This window comes from Collinsella aerofaciens, from assembly GCF_039062315.1.
GTDB lineage: Bacteria > Actinomycetota > Coriobacteriia > Coriobacteriales > Coriobacteriaceae > Collinsella > Collinsella aerofaciens_BG.
Map to the genome: position 1 here is coordinate 31,907 of NZ_JBCJBG010000007.1, position 23,761 is coordinate 55,667.

General features: G+C 59.4%; 21 protein-coding genes and 1 tRNA gene. 11 read left to right on the forward strand and 11 right to left on the reverse strand.

Going from position 1 to position 23,761, the window contains the following annotated elements:
* The first annotated feature begins 89 nt into the window (after positions 1-89).
* The 6 genes from rpmG to rplA all read left to right on the forward strand — a co-directional run bounded on the left by rpmG (position 90) and on the right by rplA (position 2,657).
* Positions 90-239, forward strand: a complete 150-nt coding sequence (rpmG, locus tag ABCP74_RS05260) for a 50S ribosomal protein L33 (RefSeq protein ID WP_022093895.1) — start codon at positions 90-92, stop codon at positions 237-239.
* A gap of 13 nt (positions 240-252) precedes the next feature.
* Positions 253-328: transfer RNA gene (locus ABCP74_RS05265), tRNA-Trp, on the forward strand.
* Positions 329-404: 76 nt separating this feature from the next.
* Positions 405-743, forward strand: coding sequence for a preprotein translocase subunit SecE (gene secE / locus ABCP74_RS05270; RefSeq protein WP_343001079.1), 339 nt, complete (start codon positions 405-407; stop codon positions 741-743).
* 3 nt (positions 744-746) lie between these two features.
* Positions 747-1,283, forward strand: coding sequence for a transcription termination/antitermination protein NusG (gene nusG, locus ABCP74_RS05275; RefSeq protein WP_099432095.1), 537 nt, complete (start codon positions 747-749; stop codon positions 1,281-1,283).
* Positions 1,284-1,403: 120 nt separating this feature from the next.
* On the forward strand, positions 1,404-1,832 hold the full coding sequence (rplK, locus tag ABCP74_RS05280; protein WP_022093893.1) for a 50S ribosomal protein L11: 429 nt from the start codon (positions 1,404-1,406) through the stop codon (positions 1,830-1,832).
* 117 nt (positions 1,833-1,949) lie between these two features.
* Positions 1,950-2,657, forward strand: a complete 708-nt coding sequence (gene rplA / locus ABCP74_RS05285) for a 50S ribosomal protein L1 (protein ID WP_022093892.1) — start codon at positions 1,950-1,952, stop codon at positions 2,655-2,657.
* A 125-nt stretch (positions 2,658-2,782) separates the two neighbouring features.
* Here the strand turns inward: rplA and ABCP74_RS05290 are convergent, their stop codons facing one another.
* From ABCP74_RS05290 to ABCP74_RS05335, 10 genes are all read right to left on the reverse strand, one after another.
* Positions 2,783-3,493 (reverse strand): metallophosphoesterase family protein, encoded by a 711-nt coding sequence (locus tag ABCP74_RS05290; RefSeq protein WP_006234987.1) that lies wholly within the window; start codon positions 3,491-3,493, stop codon positions 2,783-2,785.
* The gene (locus ABCP74_RS05295) at positions 3,490-5,406 is read right to left on the reverse strand and encodes a BMP family ABC transporter substrate-binding protein (protein ID WP_343001080.1); all 1,917 of its coding nucleotides are present in this window, start codon (positions 5,404-5,406) and stop codon (positions 3,490-3,492) included. The genes ABCP74_RS05290 and ABCP74_RS05295 overlap by 4 nt, the downstream gene beginning before the upstream one ends.
* Positions 5,407-5,497: 91 nt before the next feature.
* Positions 5,498-6,265: a mechanosensitive ion channel family protein gene (locus ABCP74_RS05300; RefSeq protein ID WP_195544454.1), complete on the reverse strand. Its 768-nt coding sequence runs from the start codon at positions 6,263-6,265 to the stop codon at positions 5,498-5,500.
* Between the two features lie 129 nt (positions 6,266-6,394).
* Complete coding sequence (locus ABCP74_RS05305; protein WP_117769334.1) at positions 6,395-8,419, reverse strand: bifunctional metallophosphatase/5'-nucleotidase; 2,025 nt, start codon at positions 8,417-8,419, stop codon at positions 6,395-6,397.
* A gap of 158 nt (positions 8,420-8,577) precedes the next feature.
* Positions 8,578-9,372 carry an ABC transporter ATP-binding protein gene (locus tag ABCP74_RS05310; RefSeq protein WP_055250279.1) on the reverse strand — a complete coding sequence of 265 codons (795 nt, stop codon included), beginning with the start codon at positions 9,370-9,372 and terminating at the stop codon, positions 8,578-8,580.
* Positions 9,365-10,288: an ABC transporter permease gene (locus ABCP74_RS05315; protein WP_055309412.1), complete on the reverse strand. Its 924-nt coding sequence runs from the start codon at positions 10,286-10,288 to the stop codon at positions 9,365-9,367. The genes ABCP74_RS05310 and ABCP74_RS05315 overlap by 8 nt, the downstream gene beginning before the upstream one ends.
* A gap of 204 nt (positions 10,289-10,492) precedes the next feature.
* Positions 10,493-11,473 (reverse strand): ABC transporter substrate-binding protein, encoded by a 981-nt coding sequence (locus tag ABCP74_RS05320; protein WP_117769336.1) that lies wholly within the window; start codon positions 11,471-11,473, stop codon positions 10,493-10,495.
* Between the two features lie 160 nt (positions 11,474-11,633).
* Positions 11,634-12,419: a hypothetical protein gene (locus ABCP74_RS05325; RefSeq protein WP_117769338.1), complete on the reverse strand. Its 786-nt coding sequence runs from the start codon at positions 12,417-12,419 to the stop codon at positions 11,634-11,636.
* 258 nt (positions 12,420-12,677) lie between these two features.
* Positions 12,678-14,081, reverse strand: coding sequence for an asparagine--tRNA ligase (gene asnS / locus ABCP74_RS05330; RefSeq protein WP_022093883.1), 1,404 nt, complete (start codon positions 14,079-14,081; stop codon positions 12,678-12,680).
* Positions 14,082-14,262: 181 nt separating this feature from the next.
* A complete protein-coding gene (locus ABCP74_RS05335; RefSeq protein ID WP_040359007.1) occupies positions 14,263-14,826 on the reverse strand; it encodes a PTS sugar transporter subunit IIA in 564 nt (187 codons plus the stop codon).
* A 243-nt stretch (positions 14,827-15,069) separates the two neighbouring features.
* Here ABCP74_RS05335 and ABCP74_RS05340 point away from each other — a divergent pair, with 243 nt between their 5' ends.
* Complete coding sequence (locus tag ABCP74_RS05340; protein ID WP_343001081.1) at positions 15,070-15,972, forward strand: alpha/beta hydrolase; 903 nt, start codon at positions 15,070-15,072, stop codon at positions 15,970-15,972.
* 272 nt (positions 15,973-16,244) lie between these two features.
* Here the strand turns inward: ABCP74_RS05340 and ABCP74_RS05345 are convergent, their stop codons facing one another.
* Positions 16,245-16,895, reverse strand: coding sequence for a GntR family transcriptional regulator (locus ABCP74_RS05345; RefSeq protein ID WP_343001082.1), 651 nt, complete (start codon positions 16,893-16,895; stop codon positions 16,245-16,247).
* A gap of 255 nt (positions 16,896-17,150) precedes the next feature.
* On the opposite strand from ABCP74_RS05345, the gene ABCP74_RS05350 reads away from it, so the two are divergent.
* The 4 genes from ABCP74_RS05350 (at position 17,151) to ABCP74_RS05365 (ending at position 23,754) form a co-directional block, all read left to right on the forward strand.
* A complete protein-coding gene (locus ABCP74_RS05350; RefSeq protein WP_117583089.1) occupies positions 17,151-17,927 on the forward strand; it encodes a dimethylarginine dimethylaminohydrolase family protein in 777 nt (258 codons plus the stop codon).
* 109 nt (positions 17,928-18,036) lie between these two features.
* The gene (locus ABCP74_RS05355; protein WP_343001083.1) at positions 18,037-19,500 is read left to right on the forward strand and encodes a basic amino acid/polyamine antiporter; all 1,464 of its coding nucleotides are present in this window, start codon (positions 18,037-18,039) and stop codon (positions 19,498-19,500) included.
* A 525-nt stretch (positions 19,501-20,025) separates the two neighbouring features.
* Positions 20,026-22,437 carry a ferrous iron transport protein B gene (gene feoB, locus ABCP74_RS05360; RefSeq protein ID WP_343001084.1) on the forward strand — a complete coding sequence of 804 codons (2,412 nt, stop codon included), beginning with the start codon at positions 20,026-20,028 and terminating at the stop codon, positions 22,435-22,437.
* A gap of 120 nt (positions 22,438-22,557) precedes the next feature.
* Positions 22,558-23,754, forward strand: coding sequence for an MFS transporter (locus ABCP74_RS05365; RefSeq protein ID WP_343001085.1), 1,197 nt, complete (start codon positions 22,558-22,560; stop codon positions 23,752-23,754).
* The last annotated feature ends 7 nt before the right edge of the window (positions 23,755-23,761 follow it).

Consider the following 23,761-nt stretch of genomic DNA (forward strand, 5'->3'; position numbering starts at 1 on the left):
ACTCGAGGTTTTCATTGACAGCACTTACGTGGAGCTGATAAAGTAACAACTCGTGCCCGTACGGGGCGGAAATGAAAGGTTCAGGATACATGCGTACTCTAGTTACTCTTGCGTGCACTGAGTGCAAGCGCCGCAACTATACGACCACCAAGAACAAGTCGACCATGCCTGATCGTATGGAGATCAAGAAGTATTGCCCCTGGTGCCGTCACCACACGCTGCACAAAGAGACTCGCTAGTCTCTAGTCACATACGCCAGTAGTTCAATTGGTAGAGCATCGGTCTCCAAAACCGAGTGTTGAGGGTTCGAGTCCTTCCTGGCGTGCCAGTCATTATTCCGTAAGCTCCCACTTGGGGGCTTACGGTTTACTCATGTATAAGCGCATTGCGCGGAGGTAACCCAAATGGCCAACAAGAAGAACAAGAAGAAGGCTCAGCAGCCGGCACCTGCCAACAAAGCTGCCGCCAACTCCAAGGTTGAGGCCAAGAAGGCCGTTGCCAAGAAGAACGAGAAGGCTGCGAAGTCCAAGAAGAACGAGAAGCCTGGTTTCTTCGCCCGCACCAAGAAGTATTTCGCTTCGGTCAAGTCCGAGATGAAGCGTGTCACGTGGCCCGATAAGAAGGAGCTCGTGAACTACTCGGTTGTTGTTTGCGCTTCTCTGATCGTCGTCGGCGTCCTCATCGCTCTGCTCGATGCTGGCTTTGGCGAGGCTCTTGCTCTGTTCTCTGGATTGAGGGGCTAAACCATGTCTAAGCGTTGGTACGTCGTTCACACTTACTCTGGATACGAGAACCGCGTTAAGTCCGATCTCGAGCATCGCATCGAGACTATGGGCATGCAGGACCGTATCTTTGATATCGAGATTCCTATGGAGCGCGTCACCGAGATTAAAGAGGGTGGCAAGCGTGAGACCAAGGATTCCAAGATCTTCCCGGGTTATGTCCTGGTCCGCATGGAGATGGATGACGATGCTTGGACGTGTGTTCGTAACACGCCTGGCGTCACCGGTTTCCTAGGCGGCAACGGCAAGCCCGCTCCGCTTTCCCGCGACGAGTACAACAAGATGACTCGTCGTCCCGGTAAGGGCGATTCGCCCAAGCGCACCTCGGTTGATATTGAGGTCGGTACGTCCGTCCGCGTCACCGATGGCCCGCTTACCGACTTTGATGGCAAGGTCTCCGAGGTTAACACCGAGGCTGGCAAGCTCAAGGTCACGCTGATGATCTTTGGCCGCGAGACGCCGGTCGAGCTCGACTTTAACCAGGTCGCTGTCATCGCTTAAGTTTTCGTCCGTTCGCGCGAGCGTGCTTCTTCTGTGACTGCTCATCTCAGGAGTGCTTCTAACACGTGCGTGCTTACGATATAGCAAGTACTTCACACTCGTGATTCGAAAGGAATGACCATGGCTGAGAAGAAGGTTGCCAACGTCATTAAGCTCCAGATTCCTGCTGGTGCAGCAAACCCCGCTCCTCCCGTCGGCCCCGCCCTGGGCGCTGCTGGCGTGAACATCATGCAGTTCTGCCAGGCCTTTAACGCCGAGACGCAGGACAAGAAGGGTGACATCATCCCCGTTGAGATCTCTGTCTACGAGGACAAGTCCTTCTCCTTCATCACCAAGACCCCGCCGGCGGCTCACCTTATCAAGAAGGAGCTGAACCTCAAGTCTGGTTCCGCTAAGCCCCAGGCTGACAAGGTTGGTCAGCTCTCCCAGGAGCAGCTCACCAAGATCGCCGAGATCAAGATGCCGGACCTCAATGCCAACGACATTGACGCCGCCAAGAAGATCATCGCCGGTACCGCCCGTTCCATGGGCGTCACCATCGCTGAGTAGCGATTTCTTATGGTAACGGCGGGTGCTCCGACCGGGGCGCCCGTTAAATGTGTGCAATAGGGCACACGATACGATGTGGGAGGGCTCACGCCCGTTTAACCACAGGAGGTAATGCACATGGCTAAGCATGGTAAGAGCTATAACGCCGCTGCCGAGAAGATCGACCGCGCCACGCTCTACACCCCCCTTCAGGCTGCCAAGCTCATCAAGGAGCTCGACACCGCCAAGTTCGACGAGACCGTCGAGGCTCACTTCCGTCTGGGCATCGATACTCGTAAGGCTGACCAGAACATCCGTGGTTCCATCTCCCTGCCCCACGGCACCGGCAAGACCGTTCGTGTTGCCGTCTTCGCCGAGGGCGAGAAGGCCCGTGAGGCTGAGGCTGCCGGCGCCGACATCATCGGTTCCGACGAGCTCGTCGCCCAGATTCAGAAGGGCGAGATCAACTTCGACGCCGCTATCGCTACGCCGAACATGATGGCCAAGGTTGGCCGCATCGGTAAGATCCTTGGTCCCCGTGGCCTCATGCCGAACCCCAAGCTCGGCACCGTGACCATGGACGTCGCCAAGATGGTCTCCGAGCTCAAGGCTGGCCGCGTTGAGTACCGCGCCGACCGCTACGGCATCTGCCACGTGCCCCTGGGCAAGAAGTCCTTCTCTGAGCAGCAGCTCGTCGAGAACTACGCTGCCCTGTACACCGAGATTCTGCGCGTCAAGCCCTCTTCTGCTAAGGGCAAGTACGTCAAGTCCATCTCCGTGTCTTCCACCATGGGCCCTGGCGTCAAGGTCGATCCCGCTGTCCAGCGTGACTTCCTGGCTGAGTAACTGCTAGTTACTGCCTGAGTACAGCAAGCATTGCTAAAGAAACCCGGTTCTGCCTTGTGCAGGACCGGGTTTCTTGCTATCGCGTCAAAAGCACCATAAAGGGGACAGTGTTCCCTTTATGGTGGTTACCAGGGTGTTCTGGCTGTTGAGGACTCGATGGCATCGTGGCGTTTGAGCTCGCGGCGCATGGTTTGCGAATTGAGCCAGGCTGCCTGCCAGCCACGGATGGGGTAGCGCGTCTGGTCGAGCTCAAACTGCGTATAGCCGCAGGCGTTGATGATCGTCGTTCCACACACATGCTGCCGCTCGCGCTGAAAATCGTAACCGTAGCTTTGGTGTACATGCCCATGCACCATGTAGTCGGCCCCCCAGGATTCAAGCGCCGTGTTAAAGCACTCAAACCCTCGATGCGGCAGATCGTCCAGATCACCCATACCGGCGGCGGGTGCATGGGTAAGCAGAATGTCGCACCCGCCGACCATCCTAACCTTACGCGACAGCTTACGCATGCGCTTGGACATCTCGCGTTCGGTGTACATGTTGGCGCCGTCGCGATAACGCATGGACCCGCCAAGGCCCGCAATGCGAATCCCTCGGTACGTGTACACGCTGTCTTCTACGCAGATACATCCGCCCGGTGCATGACGTGCGTAGCGGTCATCGTGATTGCCACGCACGTAGATGAGCGGTTTGTTGATGACCGTAACCAAAAACTCAAGATAGTCCGGGTCCAGATCGCCGGCGGACAAAATCAGGTCGACGCCCTCAAAGCGTTCCTTGCGAAAGCACTCCCAAAGGCATCGTTCTTCGGTATCGGCTATGGCAAGGATTTTCATAGGGCAGGGACTTTCGGCTCATCGTCGAGCTGCGGAATGGTGCCTACCACGTTATCCGCCAGCCAATTCATCTCGACAATCTGCGTGCTCGGCAGCGGAGGGAAGCCTTCGATCTGTACCACGCCGTTCTGGCTGTGGAGCTCGCCGCCAAAGGGGTTGATGGATCCCTCAACAATGCCGTTACGGAGCAACTGCACGAGTTTGCGCGTCTGGTAGGGTAGGCCCGGAGCGTAACGGATGTCGATAACGCCAGAGCTCATGCCGTACCAGTAGTTGACGGCGCGCACTTGGTTGTCATCGCTGGTCTCGTCCCACGTGCCGTGCAGAAGGCTGCGAACGATGAGCTCGTAGTAACGGCCCCAGTTCCATACCGGCATGGCGATGCCGGTAACCTTGCCATCGACCAGGCGGTGAAGTCCGTAGGCCGTGGGGTCTTCGAGCGACTTTGACATGTCGGCGCCGGTCATGACGCTTACACCTTCGCGGCACATGGCCTCGGCAAGGCCTCCGGCGGGCACATCGCCCCAAGTCAGGATAATTTGCGCACGGGGGTCGAGCAGCGAGGCGCCAATCGCAAAGGCGTTGATCTCGCTGAGCGCGCCCGAGGCGAAGACCGACGCGTGGTAGCCGATGCGGTGGTTGTCCGCCATGCTGGCGGCAAGGGCGCCCAGGAGGAACTTGGCCTCGTACATCTTGCCAAAGTACGAACGGACGCTTTGATGGGGAAGGCCGATAGAGCAGTTGAGGAACCGAACCTGGGGATACTCAACGGCAGCCCTGAGCGTGTATTCCATCAGGCGGTGCGAGGTCGAGAAGATGACGTTTGCCCCATGTTTGACAGCCGTTTCCACGGCGGCGTAGAACACATACGGATCGTGACAGTCCTCGAACGCCTCGGTGCGCACGATACCGCCAAAGTGCTCATCGAGATACTGACGCCCTTGGTCGTGCAGGCTGTCCCAGCTCGACGTCGCACAGGGGAACTCATGGATAAAGGCGATGCGCAGGGGGTTGGTCGCCGAATAGACGGTCTTGCCCATAAAGAAGTTGAGCACGCCGGAGGTGGACTTGGCGGGCGACTCCTCCTCGTCGACGCTCGGCGCTTCAACAAGATCGACCTTGTCCTCGTCATTTTTGCCGGCAATGACCAGCTCGCGCCAAATCTTGCACAGGCGGTTTACGACGATATCCGTTGGCGTATCCAGCAGGCGGTCCTGGTTGTACACATTGAGGTACACGAGCATGGCGTCGGCGGGCGTAATGTCCAGGTGGTCGCCGCCTGCGCGAAGGTAGGCGCGCTTAAAGAGCAGGAAGGTGTGGCGCAGGTAGTCGACCTTTTTCTGCGGCCATTTTTCGATAAGATTCTGACCGAGCATCTTGGCGAGCGTCTCGTAGCTTCCCTCACGCGAGAACTCGATCTCGTATAGGGGGCAGACGCGCCAAAACGCGCAGAATTCACCGTACAGGCGGCTTTCGACGGAATCCCATGTGCCGGGGTAGAGACGGGTGACCCTGGCCGAAACCGTTGGAGCGTCCAAGAATTTGAGGACACTGACGCGTTTATTGCCTTCCTGGACATAGAACCGATGCATGAACTCGGTGACGATGATGGGGTCGCGATAGCCCTCGGTTACCTGGATGTCGTAGAGGTTGGACCACTTGCGGGCGAACTCGGTGTTAAACGGCAGCAGGGGCATAAAGTTGCATGAAAAGGCGGACTGACGGCCCTTGGTGACAGTGCCGACGACCATTTCGATCGGAATATCCCGCAGGCCGACACTCACTCGCTGACCTAAGGGGAGCTGAGCAATCAAACTGTCGAGGTCCGTAAGGTATGGATGCTCGCTTTGGCTAATGGCGCGTCGACGTCCTTGCTCGCCGCGCTTGCGTGCTTGACGATAGGCCTCTTCCATGATGTTGCTCCCTTAGTCGTTTAAACAACTACATAAACCATGGTACCACGAATGAAAACCACCACAAAGGTGCCTGTCCCTTTTTGGCGGGTTAGGCGATGATGGGGGCGATGGCGCGGATGCAGGCGTCGGCTGCCGTGAAAGTAGTGCTGTCGTCGCTGACGATAAAGATGATCTTTCCTTTGATGCCAAAGTCGCCGATTTCGCTAAAGAGTACGTAGGGCTCCTTGTCAAAGCCCGAGATGGGAAGCACGGCGGCTTTGGTGGCGCTGGTCAGCTCGTCTGCCAGTGCGTCCAGTGAAGCCCACTTGGACGTGTCCTTGACCGCGACGGGCACGGCAACGCGCCCAAAGGGCATGAGGTGCACGAGCGTGTTCTTGGAGATGTTGGAGTTGGGGACGATGATGGTCTGCCCACAGGCATCCTCAATCGTTGTATGGCGCCAAGTGATGTCTTGGACCACGCCGGATACGCCGCCGACCTCGATATTGTCGCCGGGCTTGATGATGCCCATAAAGGTCACCTGCATGCCGCCGATAAGGTTTGACAGCGTGTCCTGAAAGCCGAGCGAGATGGCGATGCCGCCGACGCCAAGGGCGGCGACGAGCGCGTTTGCGTTAATGCCAAAGCAGTTATCGAGGATAAAGCTGCCGCCAATCATCCAGATGACGGCGCGCGCGATGTTGATGAAGATACTCGATGCCGGAAGCGGGTTATCGTCTCGGTTAAGCAGATGGTTCAGGGTCTTGGATACGACCTTGGCGGCGACGGCGGTGCCTATCGCCAAGATGACGGCCCAGATGATGTTGTGGACCCACCGTTGCTCAAAGAAATGAAGAATCGGCTCAAACAATTCCATGTAGGGAAAACCTCCTAATGATCGTTCAACCATGATACCCACCAAGAAGCCCGTCCGATCAAATTCGGACGGGCTTCTGTGCTCGATATAAGGTTTACGCGGCGGGGCTGTAAGGCCCGGCGGTGTAGCTTAGCGTCGACGCTTCCAGATAATGCCGAGCATGATGACGATGATGCCGCCGATAAGGCACGCGCCAACTACTGCCAGCGTGCGGTCTCCCGTTGCGGCGAGCTTACCGGTCGTCTTCTTGGTGATGACCTTCGTGGTCGTCGTGTCCGTCTTAGGCGAGGGCTTAGGCGTCGGGGCCGGTGTGGGCGTGGGGTCCACGGCAGCGGAGCCAAAGCTGATGGTGCCCGCGAGCGAGGTCATCTTGCTCTCCCAGCTGTCCTGCCCGATCAGCGCCCTTAGCGCTGACTCGCAGGTACCCCACTCGGTGTGCTTGGTGGCGTTTGCGAAGGTGGGGAAGTCGGTCGTGTTGGTGATGATGTAGTTGTTGGTGGCGACGGTATAGGTCTTGGCGGGGTCGAGCGTGCTGCCGTCTTTGGTGAGTGTGGCGCTCACAATGCGCTTGCCTTCGGGCTGCGTCCAATCAATCGTCACGTTGATGCCGCCAAAGGAGAGAACGCTGCCAGAGTCATCGCGCCACTTGTACTTGTCTTGCGCCTCCTGCTCGCTGTGACCGGCCGCCACATAAGCCTGCTGAAGCTCGTAGCTGTCGTTGCAATCGTCGCTGATTTGTAGCGAGTGCTCGAGCGCTGCGAGGAAGTCCGCGCCGGTCATGGTCCAGGTCTCCACAGTGTTGCCGTAGGGCGAGATGGCGATGACGTTGCCGGCGGTCACGTTGCCCGCCGCGATGCCGCCGCGGATGCCGCCAGCGTTTTCGATAGCGAAGTCCGCGCCCGTCAGGGCAAGATAGGAGCCGCAAATCACGTGGCCGATGGTCTGGGCCTTGGTGGTGTCGCCCTCCTTGCCGGGGCGGAAATCGGTGGTGCGCACCATTTCCCAACCATGCGTGCCTGCGGCGTCCTCGCCGTAGAAATAGTTGGTGGTGGATGTGCCGAGCACCTTGTTCGATTCGTTTTCAAAGTCCTCGTCGAGCGGCTTGATCTTGTTGCGGACGGCTTCAAGGCGGCTTTGGTAGTCGGAGCCCTTGTCGGGGTCTGTCAAAAGGTCGTTGACGTTCTTGGCGGTGTAGAGCTTCTCGTCGCTGCCGTCTGCAGGGACCGTGACCGTGTCATCGTCGGTCGTCTCGGTGCCATTCGTGTCGTATTTGTACGGAATGGAAAGCAGCCCCACCTCGGCAAAGGCGCTGCCTGCCTCGACAACGTGGATCGTCTTGCCGTCGGCTCCCGTCACCTTCTCGTTAAGGTTGATGTGCTCGTGGCCTGCGATAAGGGCATCGACGCCACGGAGCCGCGTGGCAAAGGTCTTTGCGTCGAGCGTGTGCGCGATACACACAACAACATCGCAGCCCTCCTTGCGCAGCTGCTCTGCCTCGGCATTGATGGCGTTCGCGGCACTCGAGAAGCTGGTGCCCGCGACCAGGTCCGCGCGCAGCGAGGAACCTAGCGACTCATCCATGGCTCCGACGACGCCGACCTTGATTTTGTAGTCGAATGTGGAGTGATCCTCGCTATCCTCCCAGGTGCGATCGAGCGTCTTCGTGATGCTCGAGCTCCATGCGCCGTTCGAGGACGTTGCATTCGCGCAGAGCATGGCGAAGGGCGTGCCGGTGGTGCTGTAGCCGGTCATGGTGCGGAGTTTGTCCGCGCCGTAGCTCCAGTCGTGGTTGCCTGGCGTGGTTGCGTCGTAGCCGTCGGCGTAGAAGGTGTCCATGAGCTCGGCGATGCTCTTGCCCTCGCTCATGGTGGCGAAGGACTGTCCGTGGAAGGTGTCGCCCGCATCGAGTAAAAGATCGGGGGCGCTGCTTTGGGCGCTATAGAGAACCGCCAGTCCGTCAAAGCCCACAGTGCCGGTGCCCTTGCTTGCGTTGTAGCTGTACTTGTAGCTGCCGTGGATATCGTTGGTGTGCATGACGGCCACGGAGCCGTCAATAGCGGCGGGCAGGTTTCCCGCGAAAGCGAGGCTTGGGATGCCTGCGAGCGCGCCGGCAAACAACGCGGCGGCCAACGCAAAGCGGGGGAGTCTTTTCATGGCAGTTTCCTTAGTCCTTAGCCAGAATGTCTGGTTGAATATCGGATTATCGACATAATATGCGAAAACCGCCGCAAGGGCCTCTGTCCCTTTGCGGCGGTTTTGGCGTTTGCGCAGATAAAACCTACCAAAATAAACCTGTCCCTTTTTGGCAGGTTTTAGCTTAGCAGCATGCGGTCGTTGGCGAGCTCGCCGCCCGAGACCTCCTCGAACTTCTGCAGCAGGTCGGCCACGGTGAGCGACTTCTTCTCGTCGCCGGCCACGTCGTAGATCACATGGCCCTCGTGCATCATGATCAGACGGTTGCCCAGACGGATGGCGTCGTTCATGTTGTGCGTGACCATGAGCGTGGTCAGGTGGTTCTCGTCGACGATCTCCTCGGTCAGGTTAAGCACCTTAGAGGCCGTCTTGGGGTCGAGGGCCGCGGTGTGCTCGTCGAGCAGCAGCAGGCGCGGCCTGGTGAGCGTGGCCATCAGCAGGGTGAGTGCCTGGCGCTGGCCACCCGAGAGCAGGCCGACCTTGGCGTTGAGACGCGTGTCCAGACCAAGGTCCAGGCGCTTGAGCAGCTCGACGTACTCATCTTTCTCGGCCTTGGTGACGCCCCACGAAAGGCCGCGACGCTGGCCGCGACGCTTGGCGAGGGCCAGGTTCTCGGCGATCTGCATGTCGGCAGCGGTACCGCGCATGGGGTCCTGAAACACGCGGCCCAGGTACTTGGCGCGCTGCGACTCGCTCAGGCGCGAGATGTCGGTGCCGTCGAGCTCAATAACGCCCGAATCGAGCGGGTACACGCCGGCGATCATGTTGAGCAGCGTGGACTTGCCGGCGCCGTTGCCGCCGATCACGGTTACAAAGTCGCCGTCATTTAGGGTAAGGTCGACGCCGGTGAGCGCGCGCTTCTCGGTGACGGTGCCCTTGTTAAAGGTCTTCTTGACGTGCGAGAGCTTAAGCATCTGCCTCATCCCCCTTCGTGTAGGAGCTGCGGAGCTTATAGCGCTCCCAAACCACGGGCACGCACAGGGCCACAGCAACGATCACGGCGGAGAGCAGCTTCATGTCGTTGGCGTCCATGCCCAACTGCAGCACGATGGCGCGGATAAGGAAGTACACCACGGAGCCAAAGACGGCAGAGGCCAGGCGGACGCTAAACTGCGTGAGGCCGCCGGGCAGCAGACGGCCGAGCACCTCACCGATAACAATGGCGGCAAGACCGATAACGATGGCACCGGTGCCCATGCCAATGTCGGCGTACTTCTGGCTCTGGCAGATGAGTGCGCCCGAAAGGCCGATAAGGGCGTTGGAGAGCACGAGGGCGATCATCTTGGTGGAGTTGGTGTTGACGCCCAGGGCGCGGATCATGTACTCGTTGTTGCCGGTGGCGCGCAGTGCTGAGCCAATCTCGGTGCCAAAGAACCAATACAGGATGGCAACGATAGCCACGGCGAGCAAGATGCCCAGGATGATGGCGACGGTGGACTGCGGCAGGCCGGTCATGTTGCTGACGGCCGAGAACACGGTGCCTTTGGCAAGGATGGGCGTATTGGATTTGCCCATGATGCGCAGGTTGATGGACCACAGACTGATCTGCGTCAGGATTCCGGCGAGGATCGCGGGAATCTCAAAGACAGTGGTCAAAATGCCCGTGACGGCGCCCGCGATGGCACCGGCACACATGCCGGCCAGCACGGCGAACAGCGGGTCGACGTTGTTATTGACGATGAGCACGGCGCAGACGCAGCCGCCGAGGGCAAAGCTGCCGTCGCAGGTCATATCGGGAATGTCGAGCAGGCGGAACGTGATAAACACGCCAAGCACCATAATGCCCCAGAGGACGCCCTGCGAAACGGCGCCCTGCAATGCAATAAGCATGCTTCATACCTCCTAGGATAGGGTGGACACGTGAGTCACCATGATAGCGGTAACAATGCATAAAAGAGCTGCGGCCGGATGTTTTGTCTCATCCGTAACAAGCAGGGCGAACGCCGGTCTTTGGCGTTCGCCCCTGTGGCTCAGATATTGAATAACACGGCAACGGCGCAAGTGCGTGCCCTAGCTGCGTTACCGCACATGGTGCTACTCGTCCAGAGCGGAAAGGTCGATGCCTAGAGCCTCGGCCATCTCGTCGTTCTTGACGACGACCAGGTCCTTGCTCGAGAGGTGCTTGATCGGCATATCTTCGGGCTTGGCCTCGCCCTTCAGAATCTTAACTGCCATCTCGCCCGCGGCGTAGCCCAGATCCTCGTAGTTGATGGAGAGGGTGAACAGGCCGCCGGCCATGCACATGCCCTCCTCGCCGGTCACGAAGGGGAGCTTATTCTCCTTGCAGATCTGACCGACCTGCGAAGCACCCGCGGCGATGGTGTTGTCGGTGGGGGAGTACAGCGCGTCGACCTTGCCCACGGCAGACTCGACGACGGACTGAATCTCGTTGGAGCTCGAGACGGTGAAGTCAGTGTACTCGAGGCCCAGCTTGTCGAGCTCCTTCTTGGCGGCCTTGATCTGGACGTCGGAGTTGGACTCGGCGGTGCAGTAGAGCAGGCCGACCTTTTTAACGTCGGGCAGGACCTTCTGCATCATCTCGAGCTGCTCGGCGACCGGGGTGAGGTCGGAAGCGCCCGTGACGTTGGTGCCGGGCTTGTCGTTGTCCTGGACCAGGCCGGAGGCGGCGTAGTCGGTGATGGCGCAGCCCACGATGGGGATATCGGCCGTGGCGCCGGCGGCAGCCTGCGCGGCGGGCGTGGCGATGGCATAAATCAGGTTGACGTTGTCGCCCACAAACTTGTCGGCAATGGACTTACACGTGGACTGGTCGTTCTGGGCGTTCTTCTGGTCGATCTTGACCTTAAGGCCGCTCTTCTTGATGGCCTTGACAAAGCCGTCGTTGGCGGCGTCGAGTGCGGAGTGCTCGGTGAGCTGCAGAACGCCGACGGTGTAGTCGGAACCGGCGGCAGCAGAGCCGGAACCAGAGTTGCCGCCGCATCCGGCGAGCGGAGCGAGCGCGAGCAGGCCAGCAGATACCAGAAGGCTCCTGCGGCTGATGGTGATGTCCTTCATATCGTTACCCCCAGTATAGAAATGGCTGGAAACACTGCACTCAAACAAAGTGCAAGTGGAACTATAGTAGCGCGGATGTCCATTTTTACAATAACTTGGCGGGTTTTTTAATACAGAATCGGATGGGCGGTACGGGTAGTCGAATGGGCGGCGGAGGGTCTTATGCAGCGGAGGCGTCCTCCTCCTCGTCCAGGGCGGCGAAAAGCTTCTTGCCGTCGAGGAGACGTGTGGTGACGTTTCTCATGCGGCCAATCTCTACGGTACGCAGCGTGTCATCGGCGCCTCGGGCGTCATAGACCGTTCCCAGCAAATACGAGATGCCATCGCGCTGCCTGATGGCAAAGGGGCGGAGTGTCATCCGTGCTACTTCGGTTTCGCCACGTGCCGTGACGCTCGAAATATCAAAACTCACCGTGGTTCCGTGGTCGATGGCCTGCTCGACGAGCTCGCACGTGTCGATGCGCTTGATGGGCGTGCGTGTTGCCTTGGTAGCCTTGCTGCCTGCGCTTGGAGCGGGTTCGGGTGTATCGAGGTAGCCGCGAACGTCGGCGCTCGCCATGGCAACTAAGTGCTGCGCCATGCTCTTGCGGATAGCGATAGGCGTGGAGCGGTTGCGCATGACCATACCGTGGAGCCGGATGATCTCTTCATCGGTGAGCGGACGGGTAAGAAGTTTGTAGCCCACGCCGCGTTTGTACTCAATTTCGTATCCGGCATGGCGAAGCGCGGAGATGGCGGTGTAGATGCTGCGCCGCGCCGCCGAGATGGGCATGCGGGCGGGGTCGTCGGGATGGGCGAGGCGCCGGATCAACTCATCGGAAAGCATGGCCTTGTCTTCGCCGGTGTTTTCGCTCAAGAGCTGCAGGATACGAACGGCGCGATAGGCTGCCATCGAGGCGGCGCCTCTCGTCGTGGTGTCGTAGGTTTCAACAGCGGCTTCGGTCATCGTGCCCACGTCCTTTCCGTTTTGGGTGGCGACGGTATGGAGCCTAGGACGTGGGGCTTTCCCAGGGGCGCAGAGCGCTCTGGGCGGTCGGTAGTCGTCGGCAAACGGCGGGTTGAGTTTTCAACAGCCCTGCTCAACTGACCAAAACCTTGCCAAAAGCTTGACGGATGCTGTTGAAAAAAGCGTCTCTCGACTGATGTCGAGAGACGCTTATGCGATGAGCATTGGCGTGTGGCGACGCGAGCTAGCGTCCGACGATTAGAAGTCGGCGTTGCCCACGGTGCGCGGGTGCGGCAGGACGTCGCGGATGTTGCCCACGCCGGTCAGATACATGACCAAGCGCTCGAAGCCCAGACCGTAGCCGGCGTGCTTGCAGGAACCGTAGCGGCGCAGGTCAAGGTAGTACTTGTACTGCTCGGGATTCATGCCCAGGTCCTTGATGCGGGCCTCGAGCAGATCCAGGCGCTCCTCGCGCTGGGAGCCGCCGATAATCTCGCCGATACCGGGCACCAGGCAGTCGGCGGCGGCGACGGTCTTGCCGTCCTCGTTCATGCGCATGTAGAACGCCTTGATCTCGGCCGGGTAGTCGGTCACAAAAGTCGGTCGCTTAAAGTGCTCCTCGGTCAGGAAGCGCTCGTGCTCGGTCTGCAGGTCGATGCCCCAGCTCACGGGGTAATCAAACTGGTGGCCAGCAGCGACTGCCTGCTCCAGGATCTCGACGGCCTCGGTGTAGGTAACGCGGGCAAAGTCGGAGTTGGCGACATGGTCCAGGCGCTCGAGCAGACCCTTGTCCACAAACTTGTTGAGCATATTGAGCTCGTCGGGGCAGGTTGCCATAACGTCCTTGAGGACGTACTTGAGCATGGCCTCGGCGTTATCCATGTAGTCGTTCAGGTCGGCAAAGGCCATCTCGGGCTCGATCATCCAAAACTCGGCGGCGTGGCGCGTGGTGTTGGAGTTCTCGGCACGGAAGGTGGGGCCAAAGGTGTACACGTCGCCAAAGGCCATGGCAAAGTTCTCGGCATTGAGCTGGCCGGACACGGTGAGGCTTGCATGCTTGCCAAAGAAGTCCTGGCTCCAGTCGACCTCGCCGGACTCGGTGAGGGGCGGATTTTTGGGGTCGAGCGTGGTCACGCGGAACATCTCGCCGGCGCCCTCGCAGTCACTCGTGGTGATGATGGGGGTGTTGACGTAGACAAAGCCCTGCTCCTGGAAGAAGCGGTGAATGGCGGCAGCCGCGACAGAGCGGATGCGGAACACGGCGCGGAACAGGTTGGTGCGCGGGCGCAGGTGCTGCTGGGTGCGCAGGAACTCGACGGTTGCGCGCTTCTTCTGCAGCGGGTAATCCGGGGCGCTCGTGCCCTCGACCTCGATGGAGGTGGCAGAAAGCTCGAAAGGCTGGGGCGCATCGGGGGTCAGCTTGACGGTGCCGGTGCAAATGAGTGCGGCCGAGACGTTTTGATGGGCGATCTCGTCGTAGTTGTCGAGTGCCTCGCGGTTCATGACGACCTGCAGGTCGCGGAAGCAGCTGCCGTCGTTGAGCGTAACAAAGCCAAAGTTCTTCATGTCGCGGACGGACTTGACCCAGCCGGCGACGGTGACGGTCTGGCCGCCGAGCGACTCGGCATCGGCATAGAGCTGCGCGATTTTGGTGCGGTTCACGTATCCTCCCATAACGGTTGAATGATAGTTATCCATACAGTTCGATATTCTAGCAGCTCGGCTCATTTGAGCTATACAGATAAAGCATTGGCGGGATGGTTTTTCAAACGAAAAGCGCCCGCGGCCAAATGGTCGCGGGCGCTTGACGAGGTGCCTTTTGGCTGTGTGGCGTGGGGCCTGGCTACTTGGTCTTGGCAACCAGCAGCGGGTCGCCCAGCTTGACGAGCGGGTTGCCGCCGATAAGCGTTCCAGACTCGCCGACATGGTCGATGCTCTTAAGACGATCGAGCTCGGAGACGATGACGGTCACGATGTCCTCGTGACCAGCGGCCTTAATGGCCTCGCGGTCGAAGCTGATGAGCGGCTGGCCTGCCTTGACCACATCGCCCATCTCGACAAAGCGGGCAAAACCCTTGCCGTTCATTTCCACGGTGCCCAGGCCAACATGGATGAACACGCGCAGGCCGTCCTCGGTAATCATGCCGATGGAGTGGTTGGTGACAGTGGTGGCACCGATGCGGCCGTTGGCGGGCGCATAGATGGTGCCGGTAATGGGCTCGATGCCATAGCCCTGGCCAAGCATGCCCGAGGCGATCGTCTCGTCGGGAACCTCGTTCAGGTTGACGAGCACGCCGTTGACGGGGGCATAGATGACGCCTTCGCGGGTAGCGAAGCTTGCTGCGGGCGGAACGGACGCCTCGCCGGTCGAGGTGAAGGTGGACTTAAGCGAATCGAGCAGACCCATAGTTGCCTCCAACTTAAATAGGCGCATATCGCGCGTTTGGTTTGCCGGAAACGTTTCACATGTGTTTCGCGGCTTGGTCAACGCCCCTATTCTACGCTGCTCAACGATACCTCTGAACTGGGATTATGTGATATATCAGTTGAAGGGAAACTTATTGCCGGAGTGTTTCTGCGCCACGGGTTCAAGTGGGGTACGCTTGAAGGCGAAAAACAAGGGCGCATAATTTGCGCGAAGGGAGCACATATGATTGTCGAGAACCATGCGCTGTGGGGCGAGGAGCCGACCGAGGATTATCCGGCGACGTTTTCGTATTTGGGTGCCGAGCCGCTGCCCGATAAACCGAATGGCCGCCGCCCCGCGGTGATCATCTGCGGCGGAGGCGGGTTTACGCATATCGCTCCGCACGAGCAGGACCCGGTGGCGTTTGCATTTTTGGATCGCGGCTACCAGGCCTTTGTGCTCAACTATGTCACGAGTTCTACGGGTGACGTGAGCTTTCCGCACCCCCAGGCAGATCTTGCCAAGATGGTCGCCACGGTGCGCGCCAACGCCGACGAGTGGCATGTCGATCCTAAGCGCGTGTGCGTCGTGGGCTTTTCTGCTGGCGGCATGATTTGCGCCTCGCTGGCAACACAGTGGAAGACCGGCCCCTTCGCGGCACTTGCCGGGGCGCGTCCGGACGACATTCGTCCCGATGCCGTGGTGCTGGGCTATCCATTGCTCGACTTTGCCTATGTGCGTGACATGCAGACGCGCGATCCGCGCATTGACTTGCGTGTGCCCAAGACGGGCGGCAAGACGGGGCGCGATTTGCTCAACGACTACCTGTCGATGGTGACGGGCGGCGAGGCAACTGACGAGCATTTGGCCGACATATGCCCTACCACACATGTTTCGCGTCAGATGCCACCGACCTTTGTGTGGGGCGTGTCCGACGACAAGACGGCGCCGATCGCGCAGGTCTACCCGTTTGCGCAGCGCATGGCCGAGGAGGGCGTTGCATGCGAGATGCACGTCTTCGACCAGGGTGGTCACGGCCTTTCGCTCGGCAACGCCAACACCGCGGTCGACAACGAGGACAAGCAGGTGGCGGTCCGTCCCTGGATTCGCCTAGCCTTCCGCTTCCTGGAGCGCCACGGCTTCTAGTTACGCGGCTTTACCAAACCGCGTAACAGTTCGACGCTGCAAGCCCGCCAGGGCGGCAATCTGCCTTTCAACTTCGGCGGCATGACCAGAAGGTCAATGCCGCCTCGTTTCAAGGCACCTTGCTCGCTCTGGCGGGCTTTTGCTGTCGGCGTCAAAATATCGGTGTTGTCTTGGCTGCCAAAAGAATGACCCCTCGGGGACGGAGGAAAACGGATCAGTTTGGGCAGTGCTGGCGCCAAGGTTTAAGACCGACGTTGTCCCTTGTTGCTTTCCTACCAGACGGTGAACTGGGCGTTTTCCGTGTTCCAATGGACATCGCGAACGTAGTCGCGCACGCCCATTGCATCTCGTGCTTCGAACAACTCAAGAATATGAGCATGTTCGTTGTTGGCTTTATTGAGCAGCTTACACGCCGTTTCCTGGTCAACAGTCTCGTAATCGCGCTTGATAAAGCAACGCTCGAGCTGCGAGATCATATCGCGCAGACGGTCGTTGCCACAGCGGTTGAAGTATGTAAGGTGAAAGTCTCGCTGAATGTCGTCATACTTACGGATGAGACCGCCTTGGATCGCGAGGTCCATGGAGCCGACGAGAAATTTCAGCTGCGTAATATCGTCGTCAGTTAGATTCGGACAGGCGAGATATGCGGCCTGCCCGTCGAGCGGCCCCATAATCTCAAAGACTTCAACGGCGTTTTGCTGATCGAACCCACGGACGCGGAATCCGCGGCGGGGGAGATTGTCCAGATAGCCGTCGCTTGCGAGCTGGATGAGCGCTTCGCGGACCGGCGTGCGCGACACGCCCATGGCGTCGCAGATCGCTTGCTCGCTCAGCCGGTCGCCGGCCGAAAGCTCGCCGGCGTCAATACGGCTCGAAATGTAGTCGTATACGTGGTCTTTCAGGGGCCTTCTGAGCGTTTCCATGAGCCTATGTTCCTTAACGGTATATTTCTAAAAGCAAATACGTTTCACTTGAATAGCTCAGTTGAATTATAGAACGACCAGTTAAATCATGCTACTTAGCGCCGATACGTAAGAATACGCTTACCGAAGAATACCTACCGTTCAGGATTGTATACAATATACAAAACAGGAAAACCGCCCTAAGATAAAGCCATCGAAAGGAAGGCGGGCGCGAAGAAGTCCCGCTCTCTGCTAAGAGATCCAAGGAGGATCATCATGACCAAGTTCAGCCACGTCATCATCCGCCGCCCCGGCAAGTCCCTGAGCAATGGCATCACGAGTGCCCCCGAGCTTGGCCAGCCCATCTACGAGCGCGCCATCGAGGAACACTACGATTACGAGCATGCGCTCGAGCAGTGCGGCGTTGACGTGTCGGTGCTTCCGGCACTCGAGCAGTATCCCGACAGCTGCTTCGTCGAAGATCCGGCTGTTATCACTCGCTGCGGCGCCATCATTACCAACCCCGGCGCCGATAGCCGTAACGGCGAGAAGGACGAGATCGAGCCGGCCGTCCGTCGCTTCTTTGACGACGAGCATGTCAAGCACATCGTTTCTCCGGGCACGCTCGACGGCGGCGACGTCATGATGGTCGGTGACCATTTCTACGTCGGTCGCTCCGCTCGTACCAACGAAGAGGGCATCCGCCAGTTCTGTGAGATTCTCGAGGGCTGGGGCCTCGAGGGTTCTGAGGTTCCGCTGGAGGAGGTCCTGCACCTCAAGACGGGCGTTAACTACATCGAGGACAACAACATGCTCGTCTCTGGTGAGTTCATCGATAAGCCCGACTTTGCCCAGTACAACAAGATCGTCGTGCCCGAGGACGAGGCGTACGGCGCCAACTGCATCTGGGTCAACGGTACGGTCATCGTTGCCGAGGGCTATCCGACTGTGCTCAAGGCCGTGCAGGATCTGGGCTACAAGACACTCGTCGTTGACACCTCCGAGTATCGCAAGGTCGACGGCGGCCTTTCTTGCCTGTCGCTGCGCTTCTAACGCGATAGCTGTAACAGTCTGATGATCGCTTGACCGATGGCCCGGCACCCGATTCGGGACGTCCGGGCCATCTTTCGTTCGATCACATGATGAAGGGGGTGCACATACAATGGCCTCTAAAGCTCAAAATGAAGAGATTATCGACCCTAATGGCCTCGATCTCTTTCGTCTGACCATGATGGTCATTACCGCCAGTATTTGTGGCGGCATCTTTTCGCTTGCCGGCGATATGGCAGCAGGCGGGGCAAATACCGGTGCGGTTATCGTCTCGTGGGGAATTTGCTTTATTGGCGTCTTTGCGCTGATGATGGTGTTCAACGGTTTGTCTCAGGCCCGTCCCGACCTGACCGGCGGCATCTATGCATACGCTGCGGCCGGTTTTGGCGATTACATTGGATTCAACTCCGCTTGGGGCTACTGGATCAGCGCATGTCTTTCCAACGTGAGCTTTGCGCTCTTGCTGTTTAGCGCGCTGGGCTATTTCTTCCCTGCGTTTGGCGCGGGTAACAACTTGCTTTCTATCGTCTGCGCCAGCGTGTTTTTGTGGTTCCTTACCGCCCTTGTGCTTCGTGGCGTTAAGGAGGCTGCGGGCATTAACACGATCGTCACGTTGGCGAAGCTGGTGCCGCTGGGGCTCTTTGTGCTGAGTATCGTGCTCCTGGGTAAGTTCAACGTCGATATCTTTATGGACAACTTCTGGGGAGAGCCGGCTGGTCCTGGCTTTGGCGAGCAGGTTGTCTCGACCATGATCGCCCTTGTCTGGGTCTTCACGGGCATCGAGGGCGCAGTCGTTATCTCGGGCCGTGCAAAGTACGTGCGTGACGTCGGTCGCTCGACGGCGCTCGGATTTGCGGCTGTATTCACGCTGTATCTGATCATCTCGATGCTGTCACTCGGCATTATGCCGCGCGAGGAGATGGCACAGCTTGCAACGCCCTCCATGGCGGGAATTCTCGAGTGCGCAATCGGTCCGGTTGGTGCTGCCATCGTAAACCTTGGCGTTATCCTTTCGTTGGTCGGCGCGCTGCTGGGCTATGTCATCATTGCGTCCGAGACGCCGTTCGAGGCAGCGCGCCAGGGATCCTTCCCTCTGGCGTTTGCCAAGACGAACAAGCACGACGCCCCGGTGGTAACGGTTCTCGTGAGCTCCGGCATCACGCAGCTCTTCTTGATCGTGTCGTATGTGGCGGCGAGCACCTACCAGTTCTTCTATAGCTGCGCAGTCAACACGATTCTGGTTCCGTATGTCTGCTCGGCTGCCTATTACATGGTGATTGGCTGGAAGAACGAGCATCTGGGCGGGCCGCATGCGCCCGGCGTCGGCAAAGCCCGCTTCTTCGGTACGCTCGGCTTCATCTACACATTGTTCCTGGTGTGGTCGACGGGTCTTCAGGGCGTTATGATCACGACGATTCTTTTTGCTCCGGCCATTCCCGTTTATATGCTGGGCGAGCGAGGCCGCGGTAAACCGGTGCTTCCGCATCTGCACGACAAGCTGATCGCAGCGGTGGTCATTGTCGTGGCAATCATTTCGCTGTATCTGCACTTTGCCGGCATTGCGCCGATAGTCTAAGACTGCGGCAAGCTTCATCGCTTGGTAAGCCGACGGAGGCATCGCGTGCCGGTGCCGTTCGGTAATCCATAACTGACGTGGGCCTCTGTAACGTGCCTTTGTGAGCGCCCACCAAGCTCGCGCAGGTGACATTTGTTGCCAGCGCGGGCTTTTGCTGTTGCGGCGAAATGCTGCCGGCAGCTGGGGACGTTCCTATTGTGTCGGCACCCTGGGACACTCCTTGGATGCTCCGCATGCGACGGAGGGGACGGATCATTTTGTCGAGGGGCGGGCGGCTGTTTCGGTCCTCGGGGAAACCGCGTCCCGTTTCGAGAGCAGATTCCGGGCTGCAGTTTCCGCTAGATGCCTCAACCGGAAAGCCCATCCCGTTTAGGTGCTCCGGAGTGGGATTCGGTTTCCGCAGCAGGCCCGTCTGGGAAGCAATGGCCCAGAATCCCCCTTGCACCGATCTGTCGATTGAACATCGTTGCATGTTAGCGCTATCATGCATGGTTAAAATTGGTTAGCCATGGCAAACGGTTAGCCATGGCTAACGTAAATACAACGCCCTGTGGGCGCCGGGGGAGGAACACGGACGTGAAGCTCGATACACTCGAGATTGGAAAGGACGCCGTTGTCGCATCGGTGGCATCGGACGATCAGGCACTCCGACAGCATATTTTGGACATGGGTCTAACGCCGGGCACCGAAGTCACCATGATGAAGTACGCCCCCATGGGCGATCCGCTCGAGATCCGCCTGCGTGGCTACGAGTTGACACTGCGCAAGGACGATGCCGCTCGCATCGAGCTCGTGGGTATTCACGACACCGATACGGGTCCGCGCGCTAACGCCGCAATCGGCACGACGGAGCACCCGGCCCTGGGCGAGGGAACGTATTCGCCCCGTGCGGCAAAGACGGCCGTGCCCGAGGGCGCGTCGCTGCACTTTGCCCTCGCCGGCAACCAAAACTGCGGCAAGACCACGTTATTCAACCAGCTGACGGGCTCCAACCAGCACGTCGGTAACTTTCCCGGCGTGACGGTCGACCGCAAAGATGGCACCATCCGTAACCATCCCGAGGCGAGCGTTACCGACCTGCCTGGCATTTACTCCCTGTCGCCGTACACAGGCGAAGAGGTCGTGAGTCGTCAGTTCATCCTCGACGAGCGCCCGGACGCCATCATCGACATCATTGACGCCACCAACATTGAGCGTAACCTGTACCTGACACTGCAGCTCATGGAGCTTGACCGTCCTATGGTCATCGCGCTTAACATGATGGACGAGGTGACCGCCAACGGCGGCGCCGTAGACGTCAACTTGCTCGAGAGCCTGATGGGCGTGCCTGTTGTCCCCATTAGCGCTGCCCGCAACGAGGGCATCGGCGAGCTGGTGGACCACGCCCTGCACGTGGCACGGTTCCGCGAGCGTCCTGGTCGCCTGGACTTTTGCGCGCCCGACGGTCCGGACGGTGGTGCACTGCATCGCTGCATCCACGGTATTGCTAACCTGATCGAGGACCATGCCGTGACGGCGCACATCCCGGTGCGCTTTGCGGCGACCAAGCTGGTCGAGGGCGATGAGCTGGTAACCGAGGCGCTTCACCTGGATCGCAATGAGCTCGACGCTATCGAGCACATCATTACCCAGATGGAGGGCGAGGCCGGCACCGACCGCCTATCTGCGTTGGCCGATATGCGTTTTAGCTTTATCGGCGACGTGTGCGGGCGTTGCGTCGTCAAGCCGCACGAAAGCCGCGAGCACGTGCGCTCCGTCAAGATTGACCGCATCCTGACAGGTCGTTACACAGCCATTCCGGCGTTTCTGGTGATCATGGGCCTCGTCTTTTGGCTGACGTTTGGCGTGATCGGCGCGGCGTTGCAGGGACTTATGGAGGACGGCATCGCTGCCATCATCGCTTCGGCCGATGCAGGCCTCAAGGCGTTCGGCACCAACGACGTGGTGCGCTCGCTGGCTGTCGACGGCGTGCTTACGGGCGTGGGCAGTGTGCTGACCTTCCTGCCGATTATCGTCGTGCTCTTCTTGTTCCTTTCCATTCTGGAAGACTCCGGCTACATGGCACGCGTAGCCTTTGTCATGGATAAGGTGTTGCGTCGCTTTGGCCTGTCGGGCCGCAGCTTCGTGCCCATGCTCGTCGGTTTTGGCTGCACCGTGCCGGCTATCATGTCGACCCGTACGCTCCCATCCGAGCACGACCGCAAGATGACGGTCATGCTCACACCGTTCATGAGCTGTTCGGCCAAGTTGCCGGTCTACGGTCTGCTGTGCGGGGCGTTTTTCCCGCAGGCGACGGTTCCCGCCATGGTCTCGCTCTATCTGATCGGTATCGTGGTCGGCTGCATCGCGGCTTTGGTGCTCAACCGCACGGCATTTAAGGGCGACCCGGTGCCGTTTATCATGGAGCTTCCCAATTACCGCCTGCCGAGCGTCAAGACGACGGTGATGCTGGCATGGGATAAGGCCAAGGACTTCATCACCAAGGCCTTTACTATTATCTTTGCCGCTACGGTGGTCATCTGGTTCCTGCAGACGTTCGACATCCGCTTTAACGTGGTTGCCGACCAGTCGCAGAGCCTGCTTGCCGGTCTGGGTAGCGTTATCGCACCGGCGCTGGCGCCGCTCGGATTTGGCGATTGGCGCGCCTCGACGGCACTCGTCACCGGACTCATTGCCAAGGAGAGTGTCATCTCGACCCTCACGGTGCTTTTGGGCGCGACCTCGCCCGCGGCACTGTCGACCATGTTCTCGCCGTTTACCGCCTACGTGTTTTTGGTCTTTACGCTGCTGTACCCGCCCTGTGTGGCAGCCATCGGCGCCGTTAAGAGCGAGTTGGGCGCGCGCTATGCCGTGGCTGTATTCGCGTTTCAGGTGACGGTCGCCTGGATCGTGGCGTTTGTCGTGCATTCGGCGGGCATATTGCTGGGGTTGGCTTAGCTATTAATTGACGGCGCAACCTCTGTGTATTGAGTTGATTGCGTCCCTGCATCTGTACTGACGGATGCGGGGCCGTTGCTATATAATCGCCTCCGCTCAAAATGATTGGAGACGTTATATATGAGTCAGGCAAGGCAAGACGGTATCACGCTCAAGCAGTGGCTCCCGCTCATCGGGCTCACCTGCTGCGCGTTCGTGTTCAACACGTCGGAGTTCATGCCCATCGGCCTGCTGACCGACATCGCCGCATCGTTTTCGCTCACCGAGGCCCAAGCTGGCATCATGATCTCGGTCTATGCCTGGGGCGTCATGCTGCTGTCGTTGCCGCTCATGGTGTTTGCTTCGCGCTTTGAGTTCAAGCGGATGCTGATCGGCGTGCTCGCCGTGTTCTCGCTGGGCCAGTTCCTGTCCGCCTTGGCGCCGAGCTATCCCATCTTAGTCTGCGCGCGCCTGGTGGTCGCCTGCGCGCATGCCGTGTTCTGGTCGGTCGCCTCGATCATGGCGTCGCGCCTGGTTGACACGCGCCATGGGGCGCTCGCCATCAGCATGATCGCCACGGGCTCTTCCATCGCACAGATCTTCGGCCTGCCGCTCGGCCGCGCCATTGGCCTGGCCGTGGGCTGGCGCATGACGTTTGCTGTGGTCGGAGCGCTGTCTGCTGTCGCGGTCGTCTATCAGGCCACGGTGTTCCCTGCCATGCCAGCGGGCGAGCGTTTTACGCTCAAGCAGCTGCCCGAGCTGCTCAAGAACCCGTTCCTCATCGCGCTCTATGTGGTCACGGTGTTCATGGCAACTGGCTATTACGCGAGCTATAGCTATATCGAGCCTTTCCTGGCTCAGGTCGCGCATGTCGACGCAAGCGCTATCACTATGACGCTGACGGCGTTCGGCTGCTCTGGTCTGCTCGGAAGCTGGCTGTTCGGCCGCCTGTTCGACGGGCACCGCTTCTCGTTCTTGGCTATCACGCTTTCCGGCGTGCCAGCGGCCCTGCTGCTCATGGGTCCGGCCGCATCGTCGCTCGCTGCGGTTCTCGCTGTTTGCGCACTGTGGGGTTGCTGCGCCACGGCCTTTAACGTGGCGTTTCAGGCCGAGCTCATCAAGTACACGCCGGCGGACTCGTCGGCCGTCGCCATGTCGATCTTCTCGGGCCTGTTCAATCTGGGCATTGGCACGGGTACCGCGATCGGCGGAGCCGTGGTTTCGGGCCCCGGTATCGCCTTGATCGGCTACGCGGGCGGTGCGATCGCTGCCGTGGGCGTCATCCTCGCTATCACGGTGATGTTCCCGGCCATTCGTCGCGCAAAGCCTGTCGCCTAACCACGTC

Bases quoted from the DNA above. Each gene is read 5' to 3' on its own strand.
- rpmG (WP_022093895.1), top strand. From the start codon at position 90: ATGCGTACTCTAGTTACTCTTGCGTGCACTGAGTGCAAGCGCCGCAAC.
- secE (WP_343001079.1), top strand. From the start codon at position 405: ATGGCCAACAAGAAGAACAAGAAGAAGGCTCAGCAGCCGGCACCTGCC.
- nusG (WP_099432095.1), top strand. From the start codon at position 747: ATGTCTAAGCGTTGGTACGTCGTTCACACTTACTCTGGATACGAGAAC.
- rplK (WP_022093893.1), top strand. From the start codon at position 1,404: ATGGCTGAGAAGAAGGTTGCCAACGTCATTAAGCTCCAGATTCCTGCT.
- rplA (WP_022093892.1), top strand. From the start codon at position 1,950: ATGGCTAAGCATGGTAAGAGCTATAACGCCGCTGCCGAGAAGATCGAC.
- ABCP74_RS05290 (WP_006234987.1), bottom strand. From the start codon at position 3,493: ATGAAAATCCTTGCCATAGCCGATACCGAAGAACGATGCCTTTGGGAG.
- ABCP74_RS05295 (WP_343001080.1), bottom strand. From the start codon at position 5,406: ATGGAAGAGGCCTATCGTCAAGCACGCAAGCGCGGCGAGCAAGGACGT.
- ABCP74_RS05300 (WP_195544454.1), bottom strand. From the start codon at position 6,265: ATGGAATTGTTTGAGCCGATTCTTCATTTCTTTGAGCAACGGTGGGTC.
- ABCP74_RS05305 (WP_117769334.1), bottom strand. From the start codon at position 8,419: ATGAAAAGACTCCCCCGCTTTGCGTTGGCCGCCGCGTTGTTTGCCGGC.
- ABCP74_RS05310 (WP_055250279.1), bottom strand. From the start codon at position 9,372: ATGCTTAAGCTCTCGCACGTCAAGAAGACCTTTAACAAGGGCACCGTC.
- ABCP74_RS05315 (WP_055309412.1), bottom strand. From the start codon at position 10,288: ATGCTTATTGCATTGCAGGGCGCCGTTTCGCAGGGCGTCCTCTGGGGC.
- ABCP74_RS05320 (WP_117769336.1), bottom strand. From the start codon at position 11,473: ATGAAGGACATCACCATCAGCCGCAGGAGCCTTCTGGTATCTGCTGGC.
- ABCP74_RS05325 (WP_117769338.1), bottom strand. From the start codon at position 12,419: ATGACCGAAGCCGCTGTTGAAACCTACGACACCACGACGAGAGGCGCC.
- ABCP74_RS05335 (WP_040359007.1), bottom strand. From the start codon at position 14,826: ATGGGTCTGCTCGATTCGCTTAAGTCCACCTTCACCTCGACCGGCGAG.
- ABCP74_RS05340 (WP_343001081.1), top strand. From the start codon at position 15,070: ATGATTGTCGAGAACCATGCGCTGTGGGGCGAGGAGCCGACCGAGGAT.
- ABCP74_RS05345 (WP_343001082.1), bottom strand. From the start codon at position 16,895: ATGGAAACGCTCAGAAGGCCCCTGAAAGACCACGTATACGACTACATT.
- ABCP74_RS05350 (WP_117583089.1), top strand. From the start codon at position 17,151: ATGACCAAGTTCAGCCACGTCATCATCCGCCGCCCCGGCAAGTCCCTG.
- ABCP74_RS05355 (WP_343001083.1), top strand. From the start codon at position 18,037: ATGGCCTCTAAAGCTCAAAATGAAGAGATTATCGACCCTAATGGCCTC.
- feoB (WP_343001084.1), top strand. From the start codon at position 20,026: ATGGCTAACGTAAATACAACGCCCTGTGGGCGCCGGGGGAGGAACACG.
- ABCP74_RS05365 (WP_343001085.1), top strand. From the start codon at position 22,558: ATGAGTCAGGCAAGGCAAGACGGTATCACGCTCAAGCAGTGGCTCCCG.